This is a genomic window from Serratia sp. (in: enterobacteria) (assembly GCF_052400455.1).
In the GTDB taxonomy this organism is placed as follows: Bacteria; Pseudomonadota; Gammaproteobacteria; order Enterobacterales; family Enterobacteriaceae; genus Serratia; species Serratia ureilytica.
Map to the genome: position 1 here is coordinate 3,445,571 of NZ_CP185812.1, position 22,485 is coordinate 3,468,055.

Genomic DNA, 22,485 nt, shown 5'->3' on the forward strand with positions numbered 1-22,485 from the left:
TAAAAACGCGCAGCTCTGGGCTGCGCGTTTTGCGGTATCGGCGAGGCTTACGCCGCGGCGGCGACCGGCGTTTCAGCACGTTTCAGCAGGGCATAAGCCACCCCGGCCAACAGCGTGCCGGCGGCGATCGCCACCAGGTACAGCAACACCGGCGAAATCGCGCCCGGGATCAGCAGCACGAACAAGCCGCCGTGCGGCGCCATCAGCTTGGCGCCGAAGGCCATCGACAGCGCGCCGGTCAGCGCCCCGCCGGCGATACAGCACGGCAACACGCGCATCGGATCGCGGGCGGCGAACGGAATCGCCCCTTCGGTGATGAAGCACAGCCCCAGCACCAACGCCGCCTTGCCGCCTTCCTGTTCGGATTTCGGGAACTTGCGGCGCGCCAGCAGCGTCGCCAGGCCCATCGCCAGCGGTGGCACCATGCCCGCCGCCATGATGGCCGCCATCGGCGCATACACCGAGGAGCTGAGCAGCGCCACGCCGAACGCGTAGGCCGCTTTGTTCACCGGGCCACCCATGTCGGTGCACATCATGCCGCCCAGGATCGCCCCCAGCAGCACGGCGTTGGCGGTGCCCAGAGACTGCAGCCAATGGGTCAGGCCTTCCATGATTTTCGCCACCGGCGTGCCAACCACGTAAATCATGATGAGGCCGGTGATCAGGCTGGCCACCAGCGGAATGATCAAGATGGGCTTCAGCGCTTCCATACTTTGCGGCAGGCGCAGCTTGCTGCTGATCGCCCTGGCGACATAACCCGCCAGGAAACCGGCGATGATGCCGCCAAGGAACCCGGCGCCGGTGCTCACCGCCAGCATGCCGCCGATCAGGCCCGGCGTCAGGCCCGGACGATCCGCGATGGAGAAGGCGATGAAACCGGCCAACACCGGCACCATCAGCGCGAAGGCGGAGCCGCCGCCGATCTGCATCAGCGCCGCCGCCAGGGTGCCCTTGACCTCAAACGCCTTGATGCCGAACACGAACGACAGCGCGATGCACAAACCGCCCGCCACCACCATCGGCAGCATGTAGGACACGCCGGTCAGCAGGTGACGATACGGGCCGTTGCCCTCTTTCTTCTTCGCCGTCGGCGCCGCGCCGCTGCGCTGCTGCGGCTGGAACACTTCGGCTTCGGCCAGCGCCTTGTCCAGTTCCTGCGCGGTTTTCTTCAGCGCCAGACCGGTGGAAGTACGATACATCGGCTTACCGGCAAACTTGTCCAGATCCACTTCGATGTCCGCCGCGACGATCACCAGATCCGCCGCCGCCACTTCTTCCGGGGTGATGGCGTTGCCGGCGCCGACGGAGCCGCGCGTTTCCACCTTCACCCACCAGCCGCGTTTCTTGGCTTCACTTTCAATGGCTTCGGCCGCCATAAAGGTGTGCGCCACGCCGGTTGGGCAAGCGGTGATCGCCACGATGCGTTTTTGTCCATCGGCTTTCACCGCAGCCGCCTGCGGCGCCTGATAGGTTTCAGCTTCGGCCTGGGCGCGCGCCAGAAACGCGTCCGGTTCACGCACCGCCTGTTCTACCTCGCCCACATAGATCAATTTGCCGTTCAGCGCGGCGTCAGCAGGAGCAGCCTGCCCCGCAACCGCCACCAGTTCGGCGTCCTGCAGCGACTCGACCAGCGTCAGGCCGGCTTTGGCCGCGGCGGCCTCCAGCATGCGTTTCGCCAGGTGGCCACGGGCCTGTCCCTGCGAACTGTCTACCATCAGCAGCGTTTTCATTCTGCCTCCTGCTATTGATTGAAAGGTTTCAGATCGACGCGCGCCATCATCGCGGCCAACTGGGGACGATCGGTCACGCCGACGTTGCTCTGGCTGACCGCCAGCGCCGCTACCGCCGTGGCCAGACGCAGGGTGTGTTCGCTGGATTCGCGCATCAGCAGGCCATAAATCAGGCCGCCGACCATCGAATCGCCGGCGCCCACGGTGCTGACCACCTCACAGGACGGCGGTTTGGCGATCCAGGCGCCGGATGCGTTAACCCACAGCGCGCCTTCCGCGCCGAGGGAGATGACCACGTGGGCGATGCCCTGTTCGCGCAGCGCATGCGCGGCCTCGACCACGTCCGCCAGCGTCGGCAGCGGGCGCCCGGCCCAGATTTCCAGCTCGCGGCGGTTCGGTTTGACCAGCCACGGCGAGGCCTTCAGCCCGGCGACCAGCGCTTCGCGGCTGCTGTCGAAAATGATGCACGGGCACTTGGCGCGCAGTTGGGTCATCCAGTCGGTAAACGCGTCAGGATCGACGCCGGCCGGCAGGCTGCCGCTCACCGCCACCATGTCAAACTGGCCCAGCCAGCTCAGCGAGTCGCTGACGAAGCGATCCCAGTCCTGCGGCGTCACTTCGAAGCCGGAGAAGTTGAAATCGGTCACTTCGCCGTCTTTTTCCGTCAGCTTGACGTTGATGCGGGTGCGCCCCGGCACCACCTGAAAGCGGTTGGCGATCCCCAGATCGCTGAACAGCAGCTGGAAACCGTCCTGATTATCTTTGCCCAGGAAGCCGCCGACGGTGACGTCGATGCCTAAATCTTTCAACACTTTGGCGACGTTGATGCCCTTACCGGCGGCGTGCAGGCCGGCGGTTTTTACCCGGTTGACTTCCCCGCGTTCAATCTGCGGGCAGAAACCCACCAGATCGTACGCCGGGTTCAGGGTGATTGTTGCTACTCTTCTGCTCATGCTGCGCCCTCGCCCAGTCCTTCATTAATCGCTTCGCCGATCGCCTTCAGCGCGGCTTCAGCATCTTCTCCATTGGCGGTAAAGCGCAGGTGATGCCCTTTCTTCACGCCCAACGCCACCACCTTCATCAGGCTGCGCCCGTTGGCCGGCTTGCCGCTGCCGTCCAGGTTGGTGACGGTGATGTCACTGTTGAAACTTTTGATCACGTTGACCAGCGCCGTGCCCGGCCGCGCGTGCAGGCCATGCTCGTTGCGGATCACGAACTCGGCGCTCAGCACGCTGCTCTCTTCCGCCACGTCGCTGGTCAGCAGCGCCAGCACGCCGGCGGCATCCGCCTTCAGCAAGCGTTCAGCTTTGTTGGCCAGCAGCAGATCGCTGAGGTAGTTGAGCACCGCCAGCGGCTGCGCATCGGCGACCGACACCGTCAGCAGCAGCGCCACCGGCTCGCCGTCTTCCACGAAAGCCTGCGCCGGGCGGCTGACGGTGGCCGCGCTGGCCAGGTTGCCTTCAACGCTGTCGCTCAGCCAAATGCCCTGCCCCAGATTCAGCGGCTTGCGGGTGATGGCATCGCTGACGAACTGCGCGTTGACCGCCCCGATTTTTTGCAGACGGCCGGCGTTCAGCGCCTGCAGCGTCATCAGGCTGTCGGCGGCGACGTCGAGCGCAATCAGCGAAACGTCGAACTGGAATTCGGCGCTCTGCCGTTCGCCCATCAACAGGCTGCGCAGCTCTTCCGCGGAGGTGGTTTTCGCCAGCCGCTCCGCCACGCTGTCATCGCTCAGCACGTGGGTGAGCTGACGCAGCAGCGCCAAATGCTCGTCGGAACGGGCGGCGATGCCGATCGCCACATAGGCGGTCTGGCCCTCCCCCCACGCGATGCCCTGCGGGAACTGGAACACCTGCACGCCGGTTTTCAACACCAGATCGCGGGTATCGGTGGTGCCGTGCGGAATGGCGATGCCGTTGCCCAGGTAGGTGGACGTCTGCAGTTCGCGCTGCAGCATGCCGTCCACATAACCGGCGCTGACGCAGCCGGCGTCGGTCAGCGCGGCGGCCACCTGACGGATGGCCTCCTGCTTATCGGCGGCAGCGGCGCCCAGATGAATGTCTTGCGGTGACAACTGGAACATGATTCTCCTCTCCTGCTGAATTGAATCGTTTCAGCTTCATTGAGAAAAAGGAGCGTTACCCGCTGCCCACAAGCGGTCGGATAACGCTGAAACGTTTCAAGGAGTGTGTAAGCAGCGCAAGATGAAAGCAAGCTTTCTCCCTTTCGCCATTGCAGATTTTTGAGCTTACGCACACTTTCATCGGCGCATTGGTCAGCGCCGGGGCAAAATGACATACTGTGCTGAAACTTTGCTGACGGAGAAAAGCATGAATGTAGTGACGGGCGTCGGGGTGATCATCGTGAACCCGCAAGGCGAGATTTTGCTGGGCAAACGCTGCGGCTCCCACGCGCCCTTTTGGTCGATCCCCGGCGGGCATCTGGATGCCGGTGAAACCTTCGAGCAGTGCGCCCAGCGCGAAATTGCCGAAGAAACCGGGTTGATCATCGATCCGCCGCGCTTCGTTGGCGTCAGCAACAATCTGCAAACCTGGCGCGCCGAAGGCAAACACACGGTGTCCATCTGTCTGCAGGTGGCGCATCCCGGCGGCGAAGCCGAGCTGAAAGAACCCGAAAAATGCGCCGAATGGCGCTGGTGCGCGCCAGACTCTCTGCCGGAACCCCATTTCGAAGCCAGCCGCACGGCGATCCGCCTGTGGCTGAGCGGCCAAACCTACTTGCCAACGGCCTGAGCCCTTCGCGAGCGCGCGGCGTTCGCGTTGCCTGCCTCACAGCCCATCGCTATGTAAAATAGAATATAACGCTATTTTTTGCGATATACGCCATTTTTTTGACTACGGATAACCCCATGGGGTTAACCCTCTTCTATCATTACCCCTGCAATCGACGTGGCATTCTGACCTCCGGTCGGCGGCCTTTTGGCAAGATTTTATTTTAAATTCATAATTATAAGCGGGTTTACCATGAGCAAAAAACTGACTGGCTTTGAAAAAAAGCGCCGGTGGGCATGGCTATGGCTTTTGCTGCTGGGGATTATCCTCGGCGCGGCGCTGTTGGCCGGGACCGCCACCGTATTCCATAAAACCAGCGATACCGCCTTCTGCGTTTCCTGCCACACCATGCAACAACCGCTGGCCGAATATCAGGGCAGCGTCCACTTCCAAAACACCAAGGGCATCCGCGCCGAGTGCGCCGACTGCCACGTGCCGCACCAGCCGATCGATTACCTGTGGACCAAGATCCGCGCGGTAAAAGACATCTACGGCGAGATGGTCGGCACCATCGATACGCCGGAAAAATATGAAGCGCACAAGCTGGCGATGGCGCAGTCGGTCTGGAAGACGCTGAAAGAGAACGACTCGGCCACCTGCCGCTCCTGCCACAGCTACGACGCCATGGACATCACCGCCCAGCGTCCCGAAGCGCGCCTGCAGCACCCGGTGGCGATCAAACAGGGCGAAACCTGCATCGACTGCCATAAAGGCGTGGCCCACATCCTGCCGGACATGAGCGGCGAAACCCAGGCCGGCGCCGCCGAGCTGGCCAAGGCCGCGGCGCTGACCGCACCGGGCGCCACCACCCTCTACACCATTGCCACCGAACCGTTCTTCCTCAGCGCAGACGACAGCCATAATGCCGGTAACCTGATGCCGTCCACCGAAGTGCAGGTGGTGAAACAGGATGGCGACAAGGTGCTGGCCACCGTGAGCGGCTGGCAGCAAGACGGGGTCAGCGAAGTGTTCTACGCCGCGCAGGGCAAACGCATCCTCAGCGTGCTGCTGGGTGAAGACGCGCGCAAACAGCTGAAGACCGCGTCCACCCAGACCGATGCGGAAACCGGCCTGGTCTGGCATCAGGTCTCTTTGCAAGTGTGGCTGCCGCGCAAGCAGCTGATCGACGATCAGCAAAAAATCTGGCGCTACGCCGCGGACATGATGTCGGCCAACTGCACCGGCTGCCACGGGCTGACCGCGCTCGATCGCTTCAACGCCAACCAATGGATCGGCGTCATCAAAGGCATGGCGCCGCGTACCTCACTGACGCAGGAACAGCTGCGCGTGCTGACACAATACGTACAAAAACACGCCAGCGACATGCCACCTGCCGCACCGGCCAAGCTTTAAGGGAGAAGCGCAATGAGCAACCAAAAACCGTTAACCATGAGCCGCCGCCGCTTCCTAACCGGCGCCGCCGCGCTGACCGCCGCCCCGCTGCTGGCGGGATTATGGCCCAAAGCGGCGCTGGCGCAGGCCATCAGCGAAGCGCTGCCGCAGTTCATCGTCTTGCGTCAGGCGCAGAAAGGCATTCTGACCGGCGCCCACTGGGGCGCGTTTGAAGCCATCGTGCAGGACGGCAAGATGGTCGGCGTGCAGCCGGTGCAGGACGATCCGTATCCCAATGAGCTGATCACCATGGCGCCTTATCAGGTGCACGCCGAGAACCGCATCAAATATCCGATGGTGCGCAAAAGCTGGCTGGAAGGCGGCCCCGGCAGCCGCACCGAGCTGCGCGGCCGCGACGAGTGGGTGCGCGTCAGCTGGGACAAAGCCACCGAGCTGGTGTGCAATGAGATCACCCGCCTGCAAAAAGATCACGGCCCGCAGTCGATCTACGCCGGTTCCTACGGCTGGAAAAGCGTCGGCATGCTGCACAACAGCCGCACGCTGCTGCAGCGCCTGATGAACCTGACCGGCGGCTTCCTCGGCTACGCCGGTGACTACTCCACCGGCGCGGCACAGGTGATCATGTCGCACGTGGTCGGCTCGATGGAGGTCTACGAACAGCAGACCGCCTGGCCGAACGTGATCGAGAACAGCGAGCTGGTGATCCTGTGGGGCTGCAACCCGATGGTCACGCTGAAAAACAGCTGGAACGTGCCGGATCACGTCGGCCAGACCGGCTTCGAGGCGCTGAAGAAAAAAGGCACCCGGGTGATCAGCATCGATCCGGTACACAACGACAGCGCCAAGTTCGTCAATGCGCAGTGGATCGCCCCGCGCCCATACACCGACGGCGCCATGCTGATCGGCATCGCCCATACGCTGCTGACCGAGAAGCTGCATAACCCGGACTTCCTGAAAACCTATACCGTCGGCTTTGACAAGTTCCAGGCCTACCTGCTGGGCGAGAGCGACGGCGTGGCGAAAACCGCCGAATGGGCGGCCGACATCAGCGGTGTCGATGCCGACACGCTGCGCGCGCTGGCGCGCGAGATGGCGAAGCATCGCACCATGATCATGGGCGGCTGGGGCATTCAGCGCCAGCATCACGGCGAACAGCAGCACTGGCTGCTGGTAACGGTGGCGGCGATGCTCGGCCAGATCGGCCTGCCGGGCGGCGGCTTCGGCTTCAGCTACCACTATTCGTCCGGCGGCAGCCCGACCGCCAAGGGCGGCATCATCGCCGGCATCTCCGCCGGCAACGCGCCGAAGAACTCGCCGGCGCCGATCCCGGTGGCCCGCATCGCCGAATGCCTGAGCAATCCGGGCAAAACCATCGACTTCAACGGCGCCAAGGTCACCTACCCCGAGGTGAAAATGGTGTATGTGGCGGGTGGCAACACCTTCCACCAGCATCAGGACACCAATAACCTGGTCAAAGCCTGGCAGCGGCCGGACACCATCGTGGTCAACGAGCCTTACTGGACCGCCACCGCCAAGCATGCCGATATCGTCCTGCCGGCCACCACCAGCTACGAGCGCAACGATCTGGAAATGGGCGGCGACTATTCGCAGCTCTACGTGTTCCCGATGCATCAATGCGTGCCGCCACAGCACGAGTCGCGCAGCGACTTCGACATCTTCTCGGCGATGGCGGCCAGGCTGGGCGTGCAGGAGGCCTTTACCGAGGGCAAGGATGAAACCCAGTGGCTGAAAGGCATGTACGACGACATGAAAAACCAGGCGCGCGCCGCGCGGGTGGCGCTGCCGCCGTTCGACATGTTCTGGCAATCCAATAACTACGTGCGTTTCCCGGTGCCGGAGGCCAATAAGCAGTGGGTGCGCTTCGCCGATTACCGCGACAACCCGCTGCTGAACCCGCTGGGCACGCCGTCGGGCAAGATCGAAATCTACTCCGACGCCATCGCCAAAATGCATTATGCGGATTGCCCCGGCATCCCGACCTGGATGCCGCCGCACGAGTGGTATCGCGGGCCGGAAGCGGCCAAGTATCCGCTGTCGCTCAATACCGCGCACCCGACCAACCGGCTGCACTCCCAGCTCGACAATACGCCGCTGCGCAAGAAATACGCGGTGGCGGATCGTGAAGCGATCCTGATCCACCCGCAGGACGCGCAGCCGCGCGGCATTACCGGCGGCGATCTGGTGCGGGCGTTTAACGATCGCGGCCAGATCCTGGTAGGGGCGGTGGTCAGCGAAGACGTGCGGCCTGGCGTGGTGCGCATCAGCGAAGGCGCCTGGTTCGATCCGGCCGATCCGGCGCAGCCCGGCTCGCTGTGCAAGAACGGCAACGTCAACTGCCTGACCTTCGACATCGGCTCCTCCAGCCTGGCGCAGGGCAACTGCGGGCAGATGGCGCAGCTGCAGATCGAGAAGTATCAGGGGCCGGCGCTGAAAAATACCGCGCACGCCGTGCCGCAAGGCGCCTGATCCCGCGATAAACAGAGGGCGCAACGCGCCCCCTGTTTTCCTCGTCGCCGCGCGACATAGCCGCTTACCCTCCACCGAGGGATAGCGGTTTGCGTTTCTTTTCAACGGGCGTATGATGCGCGCGACCTCACTTTTTCGACGAATTCTCCATCGCCATGCCGACTTCATCCGCAGTAACGCGACGCACGCCCGATCTCACTTCGCTGGCCTTTTTGGCGGTGGCCTTCCTGACCGGCATCGCCGGCGCGTTGCAAACCCCGACGCTGAGCCTGTTTCTGGAAACCGAAGTCAAGGTGCGGCCGGCGCTGGTTGGCCTGTTCTTCACCGGCAGCGCGGTGATCGGCATTCTGGTCAGCCAGTTTCTCGCCGGCCGCTCGGATAAAAAAGGCGACCGCAAATCGCTGATCTTCCTCTGCTGTATGCTGGGTGCGCTGGGGTTCACGCTGTTCGCCTGGAGTCGCAATTACTACCTGTTGCTGCTCGTCGGCGTGCTGCTCACCAGCTTCGGTTCCACCGCTAACCCGCAAATGTTCGCCCTGGCGCGCGAACACGCCGATCGCACCGGGCGCGAGGCGGTGATGTTCACCTCCATCATGCGCGCGCAGGTCTCGCTCGCCTGGGTGATAGGCCCGCCGATCGCCTTCGCGCTGGCGCTGGGTTTCGGCTTCAAAACCCTGTATCTGGCGGGCGCGGCGGCCTTTGTCCTGTGCGGCCTGCTGGTGTGGAAACGGCTGCCCTCCATGCCGAAAAGCGCCGTGGCGAGCGCGCCTCTGGCCGCACCGCGCCAGCATCGCCGCGACGCGCTGCTGCTGTTTGGCGCCAGCACCCTGATGTGGACCGCCAACAGCATGTACCTGATCAACATGCCGCTGTATATGGTGCACGAACTGCGGCTGCCGGAGCGGCTGGTCGGCGTGCTGATGGGCACCGCCGCCGGGCTGGAGATCCCGATCATGCTGATCGCCGGCATGGTGGCGAAACGCTGCGGCAAACGGTGTTTGATGCTCGGCGCCGCCGTCGCCGGCGTACTGTTCTACTGCGGCCTGCTGTTTATCACCGGCAGTGGGCAACTCATCGCTCTGCAGCTGTTGAATGCGGCGTTTATCGGCGTACTGGCGGGGATCGGCATGCTCTACTTCCAGGATTTGATGCCCGGTCAGGCCGGCACGGCCACCACGCTGTTCACCAACACCATTCGAGTCGGCTGGGTTATCGCCGGCGCTATCGCCGGCGCGGTGGCGGAAATCTGGAACTACCATGCGGTGTTTTACGCCGCGCTGGCGATGGCCGTAGGCGCGACGCTGTGTCTGTGGCGGTTGAAAGACGTTTAAGGCGCGGTGTCCGCTTCCAGCCTGGCGAGGTAGATCAGCGCCTGATCGCGGTGATCGTGGCACATGTCGCGGCTCGGCTGCAGGCTGCCACACACCTTCGGCCGCAGCGGCGAATGAAACAGGCCGCAGCGCAGCTGTTCATCCAAATGAATACAGCGGGTATTGGCGGGCTTGCCGTTCGGCATGCCGGGGATCGGGCTGGATATTGACGGCGCGATACAGCAAGCGCCGCAGTCGCTGCGACAGTCCATCAGCGCTACTCCTGGTGGGCTGGGGAAAAGAAGCGCGACAATAGCAGCCGCGTGCGGCGGCCGCCAGCAGAATCCCTGCGCCTTGGCGATCTTTACACTCGTCCCGCAACCGTCTTGCCCCGCCGGATTCGCCGCCTGGCGAATAAACGCCCAAAAAGCCGCAATTTAAAGACAAAAACGCGTGAAGCGTGCAATTTCCACGCTTTACATGCGCCATGCACCCATGTACCATTGAGCTAGTACAAAAGAACCTCTTCCATCAGGAGCGCACATGTCTACGGACACCATCCAGAAGCTGGCCCGCCCTTCCGTTCTCGGCGGCGCGATGATCATTGCCGGTACCGCCGTAGGCGCCGGCATGTTTTCCATTCCGATCGTCACTTCCGGTGTCTGGTTCAGCGGCTCCGTCGCGCTGCTGGTGTATACCTGGGCCTGCATGTTGCTTTCCGGCCTGATGATCCTTGAAGCCACGCTGCACTACCCGAGCGGCGCCAGCTTCAACACCATGGTCAAGGATCTGCTGGGCAAAGGCTGGAACGCCGTGAACGGCCTGTCGGTGGCGTTCGTGCTGTACATCCTGACCTACGCCTATATCTCCGCGGGCGGTTCGATCATCGCGCACACGCTGGAGGGCATCGTCGGCGTCGGCCAGGCCACCGCCGGCCTGGTGTTCGCGCTGGTCGTGGCGTTTATCGTCTGGCTCTCCACCCGCGCGGTCGACCGCCTGAGCACCATTCTGATCGGCGGCATGGTGATCACCTTCGTGATGTCGGTGGGTGACATGTTCACCCACGTGCAGCCTGCGGTGCTGTTCAATACCGGCGATGACCAGGCCAGCTATCTGCCTTACGCCCTGGCGGCATTGCCTTACCTGCTGACCTCGTTCGGCTACCACGGCAACATTCCCGGGCTGGTGAAGTACTACCACAAGGACAGCGGCTCCGTGGTGCGCAGCCTGGTGTACGGCACCCTGTTGGCATTGGCTATCTACATCCTGTGGCAGTATGTGATTCAGGGCAATATCGCGCGCGACGCCTTTAAGCAGGTGATCGCCGAGGGCGGCAATATCGGCAGCCTGCTCAAGCAAATGGGCAACGTCTCCAGCAGCCAGACCGTCAGCCAACTGCTGAACGCTTTCTCCTATATGGCGCTGGCCAGCTCGTTCCTCGGCGTGTCGCTGGGCCTGTTCGACTACCTGGCGGACTTCTGCAAATTCAAGGACGACGCCGTCGGGCGCAGCAAGACCGCGCTGGTGACCTTTGTGCCGCCGACCCTGGCCGCGCTGCTGTTCCCGAACGGTTTCCTGTACGCCATCGGCTTCGCCGGGCTGGCGGCCACCATCTGGGCGGTGATCGTGCCGGCGCTGATGGCGCGTGCCAGCCGCCGCCGCTATCCGCAGGCCGGTTATCGCGCACCGGGCGGCAACGGCGTGATCCTGTTCGTCATCCTGTTTGGACTGATCAACGCCGCCGCGCATATTCTGTCGCTGTTCGGCCTGCTGCCGGTCTTCCGGTAATCCCCGACGGGAGGGCTGCCGCCCTCCCTTTCCCGCACTGTTTTTGCGCCGGGCTATTGCCTGAAATCGGCGGCGCGAGTACCTTGTCGCAACTTCTCTAATACTCTTCATTGCGGATGAATTGAAATGGCAAGAGCTAACGAAATTAAACGCGGCATGGCGATCAGCTACAACGGCAAGCTGCTGCTGGTAAAAGATATCGACGTGCAGAGCCCGAGCGCCCGCGGCGCCAGCACCCTGTACAAAATGCGCTTCTCCGACGTGCGCACCGGCCTGAAAGTGGAAGAACGCTTCAAGGGCGACGATATCCTGGACACCATTTCCCTGTCGCGCCGCAAGGTGAACTTCTCCTATATCGACGGCGAAGAATACGTGTTTATGGATGACGAAGATTACACGCCGTACATCTTCAAGAAAGACCAGATCGAAGACGAACTGCTGTTCATTCCGGAAGGCGGCCTGCCGGGCATGCAGGTGCTGACGTTGGACGGCCAGGTCCTGGCGCTGGAGCTGCCGCAGACCGTGGATATGGAAATCGTCGAGACCGCGCCGGGCATCAAAGGCGCTTCCGCCAGCGCCCGCAACAAGCCGGCCACCATGGCGACCGGTCTGGTGATCCATGTGCCGGAATACCTCAGCGCCGGCGACAAGATCCGCATTCATATCGCCGAACGCCGCTACATGAGCCGCGCCGACTAGTCGCGCCAGCGGGGCCGATACTCGGCCCCGTTTCATTTTCCGCTACGGCAATTCCGGGAAAAAGCGCCGCTTGAGCGCCAGCTCGACGCCGCGCAGCTCCGCCAGCCCTTTCAACCGCCCGATGGCCGAATAGCCCGGATTGGTTTTCTTTTTCAAATCGTCCAGCATCTGATGCCCATGATCGGGGCGCATCGGGATCGGCCGCCGATCGCCCGCCCGCTGCCGACGCCGTTCTTCGGTCAGGATCGCTTCGATCACCGCCACCATGTCCACATCGCCCTGCAGATGCGCCCCCTCGTGGAAGCTTTTCGGGTTTTCCTCGCGGCAGGTGGCGCGTAAGTGGGTAAAGTGAATGCGATCGCCGAAGGTTTCAATCATCCGCACCAGATCGTTGTCGGCGCGCACGCCGTAGGAACCGGTGCACATGGTGAAGCCGTTATGAATGCTGTCGACGGTCTGCTTCAGCCACTGCATGTCTTCGATCGTGGAGACGATGCGCGGCAGGCCGAGGATCGGCCGCGGCGGATCGTCGGGATGCACCGCCAGCCGGATGCCGGCCTCTTCCGCCACCGGCACGATGGCGCGCAGAAAGACCGCCATGTTTTCGCGCAGTTGCGCCTTGTCGATGCCGTCGTATTCCGCCAGGCGGCGGCGGAACTGCTCCAACGTATAGCCTTCTTCCGCCCCCGGCAGCCCGGCGATGATGTTGCCCGTCAGCGTGGCTTTCTCCTCCTCGCTCATGGCGGCGAAATAGGCTGCCGCCTGACTGCGCTCTTGCGCCGTATAGTCCGCCTCGGCGCCGGCGCGTTGCAGGATATGCAGCTCGAACGCGGCGAAGGCGATGTGATCGAAACGCAGCGCTTTGGCGCCGTCCGGCAGCGAATAGGCCAGATCGGTGCGCGTCCAGTCGAGGATCGGCATGAAGTTGTAGCAGACGGTGTCGATGCCGCAGGCCGCGAGGTTGCGCAGCGTCTGTTGATAGTTGGCGATATGCCGCCGCCAATCGCCGCTGTGGGTTTTGATCTCTTCATGTACCGGCACGCTCTCCACCACCGACCACACCAGCCCTTTTTCCGCCAGCAGCGCCTGCCGCGCGCGGATCTCGTCGATCGGCCAGACTTCGCCGTTCGCAATATGGTGCAGCGCCGTGACCACCCCGGTCGCTCCAGCCTGACGCACGTCATCCAAAGAGACCGGATCGTTCGGGCCATACCAACGCCATGTTTGTTCCATGTTGTATCCTTATGCCTGTCTCGCATCGCGATGTTGTTATACCAGTTTAATTTAGATGTCAGCTATCTTTAACTTACTCTTTCGCCGCGCGCTGTCAAAATTGAACCATCCATTGGTTGATCCGCTTCACGATTCTGGCTTATTTTGGCCTGACCAATTCCCTTAACCTGCCGACAACTTTAGACTGATGGCAGTTTTTTATCGCCGGCGCCCCGCTGTCCATGCGTCGGCAAACTGGTCCGCTAACTTGACGCAAGTGGCCCGCCAGCTGTCTACTCGCTTTGGAGATGAGATGAATACGATCGCCAACACCCCGCTGCCGGGCGCCGTCCGGCAACCGAATTATGATCGCCGGGCCCTGCGCAGCCGCATCGTGCACCTGGGTTTCGGCGCGTTCCACCGTGCGCATCAGGCGCTGCTGACCGATCGGGTGTTGAACGCCCAGGGCGGCGACTGGGGCATTTGCGAGATCAGCCTGTCCGGCGGCGTGCCGCTGTTTCAGGCGCTGCGGCAACAGGATCATTTATACAGCGTGCTGGAGAAAGGCGCGGACGGCCATCAGGCCCTGGTGATCGGCGCAGTGCATGAGAGCGTGCACCGCAAGCTGGAGGGCATCGCCGCGGTGTTGGAGAAGCTGGCCGAGCCGCAGGTGGCGATCGTCTCGATGACCATTACCGAAAAGGGCTACTGCATCGAACCCGGCAGCGGGCGGCTGGATCGGCGGCATCCGGGGATCGTCGCCGATCTGGCGGCGCCGCATCAGCCGCAGACCGCGCCCGGCATTTTGGTGGAGGCGCTGCGGCTGCGGCGTGAACGCGAGCTGCCCGCCTTCACCCTGCTCTCCTGCGACAATATTCCGGAGAACGGCCACGTGCTGCGCCGGGCGGTGCTCGATTTGGCGCAGGTGCGGGATCCGTCGCTCGCCGACTGGATCGCCTCCGCCGCCACCTTCCCCTGCACCATGGTCGATCGCATCGTGCCGGCCGCCACGCCGGCCACGCTGGACGAGATCGCCGCCGCGCTGGGCGGCGTGCGTGACGAATGCGCCATCGCCTGCGAGCCCTTCATTCAATGGGTCGTGGAAGACAATTTCGCCGCCGGACGCCCGGCGTGGGAGCTGGCCGGCGCCCAGTTGGTCCGCGATGTGCTGCCGTTTGAGCATATGAAGCTGCGCATGCTGAACGGCAGCCACTCGTTCCTGGCATATCTCGGTTACCTGGGCGGCTACCGCTATATCAACGAGTGCATGGCGGACGAGCACTACCGCCGCGCCGCACAGCGGCTGATGCTGTGCGAGCAGGCCCCAACCCTGAGCGTCACCGGCATCAGTCTGCCCGACTACGCCGCACAGCTTATCGCGCGCTTCAGCAATCCGGCGCTGCAACACCTCACCTGGCAGATCGCCATGGACGGCACGCAAAAGCTGCCGCAGCGCCTGCTGGACGCCGTGCGCTGGCATCTGCGGCACGGCGGCGACTATAGCGGGCTGGCGCTGGGCGTGGCGGGCTGGATGCGGTACGTCGGCGGTGTCGATGACGCCGGCCAGCCCATCGACATTCGCGATCCGCTGGCAGATGTCCTGCAACAGACGATCGCCGCCACTCCGGACGATCGGCGGCGCGTAACGGCGCTCCTGGCGCTGAAATCGGTGTTTGGCGAACAGCTGGCGACGCATGCCGCGTTTATCGAGGCGGTGACGCAAGCCTATTTGTCACTGCGCGATCGCGGTGCGCGTGAAACGGTGAAGGAGTGGGTGAAGCGGTGAAGTGCCTGCAGGCTGAGAATAACCATGCCGGCGTAACGTTACGCCGGCATGGCGGAACGACTTAACGATAAACGACCGTCATAACAGCAAGTTTCTTCTGTTGGTCTACCCACTTCATTTCGGTTGTGCCAAGATTCAGCGGAAGTTCTTTGCGTGTAGTATCAAAACCTGACAACGCTTGCTGGGCCTGATAATGCTGGCCGTTGCGGTAACATTGCGTATTCGCCTTAGAATCTGCAATCTTGACCGTGCAAGGACTTTCAACGATAGAGCCGACGAAGCGAATTACCCCGCCGGCCACTCCTGCCTGACTCACTGCCGTCCATGAAAACAACATTCCTACGATCAAAAATAACCGAAAGGTATTCATGGCAACCTCATTTTTAGTTAAGCCAATTTAACCATAGAGGATCTTGTTCGGAATAATCGCAAGGAAAGGGACGAGATTTGATCGTTAATCGCGTCATTAACAATGTAAAAACAAGCTACTAACAAAAGTTAACCGTATCTAATACAGGGTTTTATCTAAGAATTTTCTTGCCAAAAAAAGTGGATTTTGCCGGTTGAAAAGCGCAGGGTGGCGTGCAAAATTTGCGAGGCAGAGCACAAATTAAATCGCGCTCGCCGCCGCGACCGCGCAGAATCGCTCATTTATTAGGCAGGTTGATTTTTGCACCCAGGAATGATTAATGACTAAAACCAATCTGATTACCGGCTTCCTCGGCAGCGGTAAAACCACCGCCATCCGCCATTTGCTGGCCCATAAGCCCGAGCATGAACGCTGGGCGGTACTGGTCAACGAATTCGGCGAGATCGGTATCGACGGCGCGCTGCTGGCGGACAGCGGCGCGGTGCTCAAAGAGATCCCCGGCGGCTGCATGTGCTGCGTCAACGGCCTGCCGATGCAGGTGGGTCTGAATATGCTGTTGCAGCAGACCAAACCGGACCGTCTGCTGATCGAGCCGACCGGGCTCGGGCATCCGAAGCAAATCCTGTCGCTGCTGACCCAGGAGAGCTATGCCGGCTGGATCGATCTGCAGGCCACGCTGTGCCTGCTGGATGCCCGTCAACTCAGTCAGCCCCGCTACCGCGACAACGAAAACTTCCGCGATCAGCTGGCCGCGGCCGACGTTATCCTGGCCAGCAAAAGCGATACCTATCGGCCGGAAGACAGACGGGCGCTGGAAGCCTGGACGGCGCAAGATCCGCTGCAGCGGCCCTGCTACGCCATCGCGCAAGGCGAGGCGGATGTCGCGTTGTTGTCACTTCCTCGCACAAATCGTACAGAATTGCCGGACGCACGACATCATCATGGTCAGGCGAAAACGCAAGGACTGGCGGCGTTGCGGCTGCCGGAGAACGCGCGTTGGCGGCGAGCGCTGAACGAAGGGCAAGGCTTCACCAGCTGCGGCTGGATTTTTGACGGCGACACCCGGTTCGACACCGTCGGCTTTATGGAATGGGTGCGGCTGGCGCCGGTCGAACGTGCCAAAGGCGTGGTGCGCATCCCCGAAGGCACGTTGCTGATCAATCGCCAGGGCCAGGATCTCAACATCGAAACCCGCCCGAACGCGCCGCTCGACAGCCGGGTTGAACTGATCCACAGCGAAAATGCCGACTGGAACGCCCTGCAATCCGCCTTGTTTAAGATTCGTTTAAGTTAAACCCCGTACCGTTGCCCCCCCGGTTGCCGCAGGGCGGCCGGTTTTGTTTCATTTTCATTTTTCCAACAGGTTTATGTCATGACACGCCGCAATTTACCCTTCATTCTCTTCTTCAACTTACTGGGCGTTGCGCTGTTTCTGTCCTGGTTCCTGCCGGCCAATCACGGCGGCTGGTTTACCCTGGATTCGGCGATCTTCTTCTTCTTTAACCGCCATCTGGCCACCGACCCGGCATTTTTGCACCTGGTCGCCATCACCAACAACCGCGCGTTCGATGTGATTTCGCTGCTCGCCATGGGCCTGCTGTATTTGTACTTCTACCTGAAGCAGGACGCCGCCGGCCGCCGCCGTCTGGTGATCACCGGCGTGGTGATGCTGCTGACCGCCGTGGTGCTGAATCAGCTTGGCCACCTGCTACCGGTGAAGCATCCGAGCCCCACCCTGACCTTCGACAATATCAATCGCGTCAGCGCATTGACCGGCATCCCCACCAAGGACGCCTCCGGCGACAGCTTCCCCGGCGACCACGGCATGATGCTGATTATTTTTTCCTGCTTTATGCTGCGCTATTTCGGCCGCGGCGCCTTCGCCGTCGCCCTGCTGATTACGCTGATCTTTTCATTGCCACGCGTGATGATTGGCGCCCACTGGTTTACCGATATCGCCGTAGGCTCGCTGTCCGTGGTCTTGGTTGGCGCCAGTTGGGTGCTGATGACGCCTTGCAGCGACTGGATTATCGAACGGTTGAATCGCCTGTTGCCCGGCAAGCACCGCCCCGGCCAACCATAACTTACGTCTATGAGTCATTCCGGGAGGCGCCCGCCTCCCGCGTTTTATCCCCTCGCGATGCGCAAAATTTCTCCGCACCCCCGTTAACGCTTTTGCAACCTGATTTCACGCCAGATTCATACATCGGACAATTGGCGTTTTTTATATGAAGATTTACATTATGTTACATCACAAATTCATATAAAAAAGACCGGAAAAAGACTCGCAATCCCCTATTTGTTCCGGTAATCTCAGATGCGTTTGTGCCTGGTTTAAGTCGAATCAGTACGGAATCCGATAAAAATGTGCGTTCCCGCACGTTTTCAACGGTAACTGATTGTCGATGCAACAGGTGCGGACTAGGCTCGTTTCGTTTGGCATTTTTCAGGTAGCGACTTTCGTCGTTAAGGACTTCAAGGGAAAACAACAACAATGGTCAAATCTCAACCGTTTCTGAGATATTTTTTGCGGGTAGTCCCTGCAATTGCCGCTGCGGTTATGCTGTCAGCGTGCAGCTCGACTCACACTTCGAACTTGAGTAACGCACAAACTGAGATGCGTGCAGTTAATGACAAAGACGGTCTTTTACTGCAAGCCTCTCAGGATGAATTCGAAGCGATGGTCCGCAACGTTGACGTCAAGTCAAAGATTATGGATCAGTACGCGGACTGGAAAGGCGTTCGCTACCGTTTAGGCGGTGACACCAAGCGCGGCATCGATTGCTCGGCGTTTGTACAGCGCACCTTCCGCGAACAGTTCGGCATGGATTTACCGCGTTCTACCTACGAACAGGAAGATCTCGGTAAGAAAATCCAGCGCACCAAACTGCGCGCCGGCGATTTGGTGCTGTTCCGCGCCGGTTCTACCGGGCGCCATGTCGGCATCTATTTAGGCAACGATCAGTTCGTTCACGCTTCTACCAGCAGTGGCGTCATGATTTCCAAGCTGACCGATAACTATTGGAATAAACGTTATCGAGAAGCGCGCCGAGTGTTGACCAACGGCTGACGGCGCAACGCCCTGAAGATCCTGAATACCAAACGAGCGATAAACGCCGCCTACGGGCGGCGTTTTTTTTGGCTGTCAAACGAGAGCCACCGGGGCTGAACCAGGCCTTATCGTCACCTCACACCATTATTTTGATAAACTGCCGGCCGGAAATCGCGCCGACGAGGAAAAACTCGCCTATTATCGTCAGATGACGGCAACGGCGCGCCCGGCGTTATTTAAAACGTTTCCGCTTAATAGGTGCATTATATTTCTGTCGGCGACGCCTTGTATTTAAACGGCGTCGCCGGTTGGGTACGGGATAAAAGGCAAAAAATGAAAAAAAGCCGTTGGCACAATCCATTAAATGGCTGCGCGACACGCCTGACGCCCCGTTGCAGAGGTCTCGGTTATGGGCTTGAAAAGGGCGTTCTCTCGCAGCGTGTCGCACCGACAGCGCAGTCTGGCCAAAAGCGTTGTCGCCGCCCTGCTATTTTTTACGCTATTCACCGCGGTCACACTTTCTTTGATCAACCACCAGCGCACGCAATATCAACACAAGGTTGAAGCGCGTACGCAAAAATTCGCGCTGGGTTATATCTCGCACCTGACGGATGTCATGCAAAAAATGATGCCGCTGCTAGACAAACCCTGCCTCTCAAGCCAGTCGGACATCACCTATCAGGCGGCCTTTACCAGCGGCGTACGCACCTTCCTGCTGGTGAAAGACGGTTACGCCTACTGCTCCTCCGCCACCGGCGACATGATGCTGCCGATGAAAAACCTGTATCAGGACATCGATACCCACCTGCCTTTGGATCTGAAGCTGCAGCAGGGCACGCCGATCGTGCCGGACAAGCCGGCGGTCGCGGTTTGGCTACGGCATCCTGGCGCATCGGCGACCGGCATCCTCGCCACGCTGGACATCAATTTGATGCCCTACCTGCTGTTCACTTCGCATGACGAGCAGGCGCCGGGCATCGCCATCGTGATGGGCAACCGCGCGCTGACCACCTTCAGCCCGAACCTGATGCCGATCGCGCAGTTGCCGCAAGACAAGGCGGACACCCTGACGCTGCCCAATCTGCCGCTGAGCATCCTGTTCTACAACGAGAAACTGACGCCCAACGATATTCGCCTGACGCTGCTGGGCAGCCTGGTGCTGTCGCTGATGATCGGCGTGCTCTGCTACTACATGCTGCTGTTGCGGCAAAGCCCGGAGCGCGCGCTGCTGCGCGGCATTAAGCGCAACGAGTTCTTCATCGAATATCAGCCGGTGTTCCATACCGGCAGCAACAGCATCGGCGGGCTGGAAGCGTTGATCCGCTGGCAGCATCCTATCGAGGGCCGCATTCCCCCGGATGTCTTTATCCCGTACGCCGAAAGCAACGGGCTGATCGTGCCGCTCACCCGCCATCTGTTCAGGCTGATTGCCGAAGATGCGCCGCAGCTCGCCAAGGCGCTGCCGCGGGGAGGCAAGGTCGGCCTCAATATTTCCCCCGCCCACCTTAGCGCGCCGTCATTCCATCAGGACGTGTATGAACTGTTGGCGCAGCTGCCGGGCGATTACTTTACGCTGGTGTTTGAAATCACCGAACGCGGCATGGTGGAAGAAGAGAGCGCGCTGGCGGAGTTCGACTGGCTGCATAAACAGGGCATCGAGATCGCGGTGGACGATTTTGGCACCGGCCACAGCGCGTTGATCTATCTTGAGCGTTTCACCATGGATTACCTGAAGATCGATCGCGGCTTCGTCAACACCATCGGCCAGGACACCGTCACCGCACCGGTGCTGGATGCGGTGATTTCGCTGGCGAAAAAGCTGAAAATGCTGACGGTAGCCGAAGGGGTGGAAACCGCCGAGCAGATGCAGTTCCTGCAAGAACGCGGCGTTAACTTCATGCAGGGCTATTACTTCAGCAAGCCGCTTAGCATCGCTAATTTCGTCGCTTACTGCAATGCTCATCAGGTCTTTGATTATCAGGAAAAAAATAGTTAATCTTTAAGCATCTTTACCCTGCGCCCGCCCGAAGAATGTTATGCTGGGCGCCGGTTGTACTTTATTCCACAGCAGGAGCTTACCGTCTGATGTCCGTGCGCATTTTCGCTGCTCTGGTGCTCTCGGCACTGAGCTTCGCCTCGCAGGCCGAAGCCCTCAACGAAAGCTACGCTTTCGCCCTTCTCGGTGAACCGAAATACGCCGCCGACTTCAGCCATTTCGACTACGTCAATCCGGCGGCGCCCAAGGGCGGCGACGTGCGCCTGGCGGCCATCGGCACCTACGATAACTTCAACCGCTTCGCTACCCGGGGCGTGCCCGGCGAGCGCACGGATCAACTTTACGACACGCTGTTCGCAACGTCCGACGACGAACCCGGCAGCTTTTATCCGCTGATTGCCGAATCGGCGCGCTTCCCGGCCGACATGCGTTGGGTGGAAGTGGATATCAACGCCCGCGCGCGTTTCCACGACGGCAGCCCGATCACCGCCGCCGACGTGGCCTTCACCTTCAGCAAATTCATGGCCGAGGGCGTGCCGCAGTTTCGCTCCTACTACAAAGGCGTCACGGTCAAAGCCATCTCTCGGTTGACGGTGCGCATTGAATTCCCGCAGCCGAACAAAGAAGCGATGCTGTCGTTATTCGGCAGCCTGCCTATTCTCCCGGCCGCCTTTTGGCAAAACCATAAGCTCAACGAGCCGCTCAACACGCCGCCGCTGGCCAGCGGCCCGTATAAAATCGGCGATTATCGCCTCGGCCAGTACATCACCTATCAACGGGTGCGGGACTACTGGGCCGCCAACCTGCCGGTGAACCGCGGCCGCTATAACTTCGACAGCATTCGCTACGATTATTATCTGGACGATAAAGTGGCGCTGGAAGCGTTCAAGGCCGGCGCTTACGATTTCCGCATCGAGCCGTCGCCCAAGAGCTGGGCCACCCAGTATCAGGGCGGCAACTTCGCGCGCAACTACATCATCAAACAGGACGAGACCAACCAGGCGGCGCAAAACACCCGCTGGCTGGCGTTCAACATCCAAAAACCGCTGTTTGCCGACCCGCGCGTGCGCGAGGCGATCACCCTGGCTTTCGACTTTAACTGGATGAACAAGGCGCTGTATTACAACGCCTATCAACGCGCCGACAGCTATTTCCAAAACACCGCCTACGCCGCCCGCGGCTATCCGGACGCCGCCGAACTGGCGCTGCTGGCGCCGCTCAAAGGCCAGGTGCCGCCTGAGGTGTTCACCAGCATCTATCAACCGCCCGCCTCCGACGGCAGCGGCAACGATCGGCAAAATCTGCTGAAGGCGACCCAACTGTTGAAAGAGGCCGGTTGGGTGGTCAAAAATCAAAAGTTGGTCAACGCCAAAACCGGCCAGCCGTTCGCCTTTGAGCTGATGCTGCTGAGCGGCAGCAACTTCCAGTACGTGTTGCCGTTCCGCCACAACCTGCAGCGGTTGGGCATCGATATGGCAATCCGCGAGATCGACGCCTCGCAATATACGCGCCGCATGCGCGAACGCGACTTCGATATGATGCCGACGGTGTACATGGCGATGCCGTTCCCCACCGCCAATTTACGCATCATTTGGGATTCGGAGTACATCAACTCCAGCTATAATACCCCCGGCGTCAAGGACCCGGCGGTCGACAGCCTGGTCAGGCAAATCGCTGAGCATCAGGGCGACGAAAAAGCGCTGCTGCCGCTCGGCCGCGCGTTGGATCGGGTGTTGACCTGGAACCGCTACATGCTGCCGATGTGGTACTCCAACCACGACCGCTATGCCTATTGGGACAAGTTCTCCACGCCGCCGATCCGCCCGGCCTACGCCATCGGCTTCGACAACTGGTGGTACGACGTCAACAAGGCGGCGCGCTTGCCGGCTCAACGGCAATAAGGAGTCGGC

At 61.0% G+C, this 22,485-nt stretch carries 18 protein-coding genes; 12 read left to right on the plus strand and 6 right to left on the minus strand.

What is annotated here, in order from left to right; all coding sequences use genetic code 11:
* Nucleotides 1-47 precede the first annotated feature (47 nt).
* Genes fruA through fruB form a run of 3 tightly spaced genes read right to left on the minus strand, consistent with a single transcriptional unit; the run spans nucleotide 48 to nucleotide 3,813 of the window.
* Nucleotides 48-1,730, minus strand: coding sequence for a PTS fructose transporter subunit IIBC (fruA, locus tag ACORQT_RS16710; RefSeq protein WP_047025332.1), 1,683 nt, complete (start codon nucleotides 1,728-1,730; stop codon nucleotides 48-50).
* Between the two features lie 11 nt (nucleotides 1,731-1,741).
* Nucleotides 1,742-2,683 carry a 1-phosphofructokinase gene (gene fruK, locus ACORQT_RS16715; protein ID WP_015378523.1) on the minus strand — a complete coding sequence of 314 codons (942 nt, stop codon included), beginning with the start codon at nucleotides 2,681-2,683 and terminating at the stop codon, nucleotides 1,742-1,744.
* The gene (gene fruB, locus ACORQT_RS16720; RefSeq protein WP_033643805.1) at nucleotides 2,680-3,813 is read right to left on the minus strand and encodes a fused PTS fructose transporter subunit IIA/HPr protein; all 1,134 of its coding nucleotides are present in this window, start codon (nucleotides 3,811-3,813) and stop codon (nucleotides 2,680-2,682) included. The genes fruK and fruB overlap by 4 nt, the downstream gene beginning before the upstream one ends.
* Before the next feature lie 247 nt (nucleotides 3,814-4,060).
* On the opposite strand from fruB, the gene ACORQT_RS16725 reads away from it, so the two are divergent.
* The 4 genes from ACORQT_RS16725 to ACORQT_RS16740 all read left to right on the plus strand — a co-directional run bounded on the left by ACORQT_RS16725 (nucleotide 4,061) and on the right by ACORQT_RS16740 (nucleotide 9,693).
* Nucleotides 4,061-4,483 carry a nucleotide triphosphate diphosphatase NUDT15 gene (locus ACORQT_RS16725; RefSeq protein ID WP_033652539.1) on the plus strand — a complete coding sequence of 141 codons (423 nt, stop codon included), beginning with the start codon at nucleotides 4,061-4,063 and terminating at the stop codon, nucleotides 4,481-4,483.
* A 231-nt stretch (nucleotides 4,484-4,714) separates the two neighbouring features.
* Nucleotides 4,715-5,875, plus strand: a complete 1,161-nt coding sequence (locus ACORQT_RS16730) for a NapC/NirT family cytochrome c (protein WP_042785054.1) — start codon at nucleotides 4,715-4,717, stop codon at nucleotides 5,873-5,875.
* Between the two features lie 12 nt (nucleotides 5,876-5,887).
* Entirely contained in the window at nucleotides 5,888-8,362 is a 2,475-nt protein-coding gene (gene torA / locus ACORQT_RS16735) for a trimethylamine-N-oxide reductase TorA (protein ID WP_033652537.1), read from the plus strand.
* A 155-nt stretch (nucleotides 8,363-8,517) separates the two neighbouring features.
* Nucleotides 8,518-9,693: a sugar efflux transporter gene (locus tag ACORQT_RS16740; protein ID WP_042785055.1), complete on the plus strand. Its 1,176-nt coding sequence runs from the start codon at nucleotides 8,518-8,520 to the stop codon at nucleotides 9,691-9,693.
* Here the strand turns inward: ACORQT_RS16740 and ACORQT_RS16745 are convergent.
* On the minus strand, nucleotides 9,690-9,944 hold the full coding sequence (locus tag ACORQT_RS16745; protein WP_019453627.1) for a YkgJ family cysteine cluster protein: 255 nt from the start codon (nucleotides 9,942-9,944) through the stop codon (nucleotides 9,690-9,692). The two genes, ACORQT_RS16740 and ACORQT_RS16745, sit on opposite strands and share 4 nt — an antisense overlap.
* A 271-nt stretch (nucleotides 9,945-10,215) precedes the next feature.
* On the opposite strand from ACORQT_RS16745, the gene mtr reads away from it, so the two are divergent.
* Entirely contained in the window at nucleotides 10,216-11,460 is a 1,245-nt protein-coding gene (gene mtr, locus ACORQT_RS16750; RefSeq protein WP_042785056.1) for a tryptophan permease, read from the plus strand.
* Nucleotides 11,461-11,586: 126 nt separating this feature from the next.
* On the plus strand, nucleotides 11,587-12,159 hold the full coding sequence (gene yeiP, locus ACORQT_RS16755) for an elongation factor P-like protein YeiP (RefSeq protein WP_004935725.1): 573 nt from the start codon (nucleotides 11,587-11,589) through the stop codon (nucleotides 12,157-12,159).
* A gap of 42 nt (nucleotides 12,160-12,201) precedes the next feature.
* On the opposite strand, the gene uxuA is transcribed toward yeiP, so the two are convergent.
* Complete coding sequence (gene uxuA, locus ACORQT_RS16760; protein ID WP_042785058.1) at nucleotides 12,202-13,392, minus strand: mannonate dehydratase; 1,191 nt, start codon at nucleotides 13,390-13,392, stop codon at nucleotides 12,202-12,204.
* Between the two features lie 292 nt (nucleotides 13,393-13,684).
* On the opposite strand from uxuA, the gene ACORQT_RS16765 reads away from it, so the two are divergent.
* Nucleotides 13,685-15,157 carry a mannitol dehydrogenase family protein gene (locus ACORQT_RS16765; protein WP_164057616.1) on the plus strand — a complete coding sequence of 491 codons (1,473 nt, stop codon included), beginning with the start codon at nucleotides 13,685-13,687 and terminating at the stop codon, nucleotides 15,155-15,157.
* Between the two features lie 61 nt (nucleotides 15,158-15,218).
* Here the strand turns inward: ACORQT_RS16765 and ACORQT_RS16770 are convergent, their stop codons facing one another.
* Complete coding sequence (locus ACORQT_RS16770; protein WP_004935734.1) at nucleotides 15,219-15,527, minus strand: type 1 fimbrial protein; 309 nt, start codon at nucleotides 15,525-15,527, stop codon at nucleotides 15,219-15,221.
* A gap of 319 nt (nucleotides 15,528-15,846) precedes the next feature.
* Between ACORQT_RS16770 and ACORQT_RS16775 the strand changes: the two genes are divergently transcribed.
* The 5 genes from ACORQT_RS16775 (at nucleotide 15,847) to ACORQT_RS16795 (ending at nucleotide 22,476) form a co-directional block, all read left to right on the plus strand.
* Nucleotides 15,847-16,821, plus strand: coding sequence for a CobW family GTP-binding protein (locus ACORQT_RS16775; protein ID WP_033652532.1), 975 nt, complete (start codon nucleotides 15,847-15,849; stop codon nucleotides 16,819-16,821).
* A gap of 78 nt (nucleotides 16,822-16,899) precedes the next feature.
* Nucleotides 16,900-17,610, plus strand: coding sequence for a phosphatase PAP2 family protein (locus ACORQT_RS16780; protein ID WP_033643814.1), 711 nt, complete (start codon nucleotides 16,900-16,902; stop codon nucleotides 17,608-17,610).
* Between the two features lie 411 nt (nucleotides 17,611-18,021).
* Nucleotides 18,022-18,597 (plus strand): bifunctional murein DD-endopeptidase/murein LD-carboxypeptidase, encoded by a 576-nt coding sequence (gene mepS, locus ACORQT_RS16785; RefSeq protein ID WP_033643815.1) that lies wholly within the window; start codon nucleotides 18,022-18,024, stop codon nucleotides 18,595-18,597.
* A 391-nt stretch (nucleotides 18,598-18,988) separates the two neighbouring features.
* Nucleotides 18,989-20,575, plus strand: a complete 1,587-nt coding sequence (locus tag ACORQT_RS16790; protein WP_033652531.1) for a cyclic di-GMP phosphodiesterase — start codon at nucleotides 18,989-18,991, stop codon at nucleotides 20,573-20,575.
* Between the two features lie 89 nt (nucleotides 20,576-20,664).
* Nucleotides 20,665-22,476, plus strand: a complete 1,812-nt coding sequence (locus ACORQT_RS16795; protein ID WP_042785061.1) for an extracellular solute-binding protein — start codon at nucleotides 20,665-20,667, stop codon at nucleotides 22,474-22,476.
* The last annotated feature ends 9 nt before the right edge of the window (nucleotides 22,477-22,485 follow it).

What these genes read in the sequence shown, in the direction of transcription:
- fruA (WP_047025332.1), bottom strand. Translation starts at nt 1,730, where the DNA reads ATGAAAACGCTGCTGATGGTAGACAGTTCGCAGGGACAGGCCCGTGGC.
- fruK (WP_015378523.1), bottom strand. Translation starts at nt 2,683, where the DNA reads ATGAGCAGAAGAGTAGCAACAATCACCCTGAACCCGGCGTACGATCTG.
- fruB (WP_033643805.1), bottom strand. Translation starts at nt 3,813, where the DNA reads ATGTTCCAGTTGTCACCGCAAGACATTCATCTGGGCGCCGCTGCCGCC.
- ACORQT_RS16725 (WP_033652539.1), top strand. Translation starts at nt 4,061, where the DNA reads ATGAATGTAGTGACGGGCGTCGGGGTGATCATCGTGAACCCGCAAGGC.
- ACORQT_RS16730 (WP_042785054.1), top strand. Translation starts at nt 4,715, where the DNA reads ATGAGCAAAAAACTGACTGGCTTTGAAAAAAAGCGCCGGTGGGCATGG.
- torA (WP_033652537.1), top strand. Translation starts at nt 5,888, where the DNA reads ATGAGCAACCAAAAACCGTTAACCATGAGCCGCCGCCGCTTCCTAACC.
- ACORQT_RS16740 (WP_042785055.1), top strand. Translation starts at nt 8,518, where the DNA reads ATGCCGACTTCATCCGCAGTAACGCGACGCACGCCCGATCTCACTTCG.
- ACORQT_RS16745 (WP_019453627.1), bottom strand. Translation starts at nt 9,944, where the DNA reads ATGGACTGTCGCAGCGACTGCGGCGCTTGCTGTATCGCGCCGTCAATA.
- mtr (WP_042785056.1), top strand. Translation starts at nt 10,216, where the DNA reads ATGTCTACGGACACCATCCAGAAGCTGGCCCGCCCTTCCGTTCTCGGC.
- yeiP (WP_004935725.1), top strand. Translation starts at nt 11,587, where the DNA reads ATGGCAAGAGCTAACGAAATTAAACGCGGCATGGCGATCAGCTACAAC.
- uxuA (WP_042785058.1), bottom strand. Translation starts at nt 13,392, where the DNA reads ATGGAACAAACATGGCGTTGGTATGGCCCGAACGATCCGGTCTCTTTG.
- ACORQT_RS16765 (WP_164057616.1), top strand. Translation starts at nt 13,685, where the DNA reads ATGAATACGATCGCCAACACCCCGCTGCCGGGCGCCGTCCGGCAACCG.
- ACORQT_RS16770 (WP_004935734.1), bottom strand. Translation starts at nt 15,527, where the DNA reads ATGAATACCTTTCGGTTATTTTTGATCGTAGGAATGTTGTTTTCATGG.
- ACORQT_RS16775 (WP_033652532.1), top strand. Translation starts at nt 15,847, where the DNA reads ATGACTAAAACCAATCTGATTACCGGCTTCCTCGGCAGCGGTAAAACC.
- ACORQT_RS16780 (WP_033643814.1), top strand. Translation starts at nt 16,900, where the DNA reads ATGACACGCCGCAATTTACCCTTCATTCTCTTCTTCAACTTACTGGGC.
- mepS (WP_033643815.1), top strand. Translation starts at nt 18,022, where the DNA reads ATGGTCAAATCTCAACCGTTTCTGAGATATTTTTTGCGGGTAGTCCCT.
- ACORQT_RS16790 (WP_033652531.1), top strand. Translation starts at nt 18,989, where the DNA reads ATGGGCTTGAAAAGGGCGTTCTCTCGCAGCGTGTCGCACCGACAGCGC.
- ACORQT_RS16795 (WP_042785061.1), top strand. Translation starts at nt 20,665, where the DNA reads ATGTCCGTGCGCATTTTCGCTGCTCTGGTGCTCTCGGCACTGAGCTTC.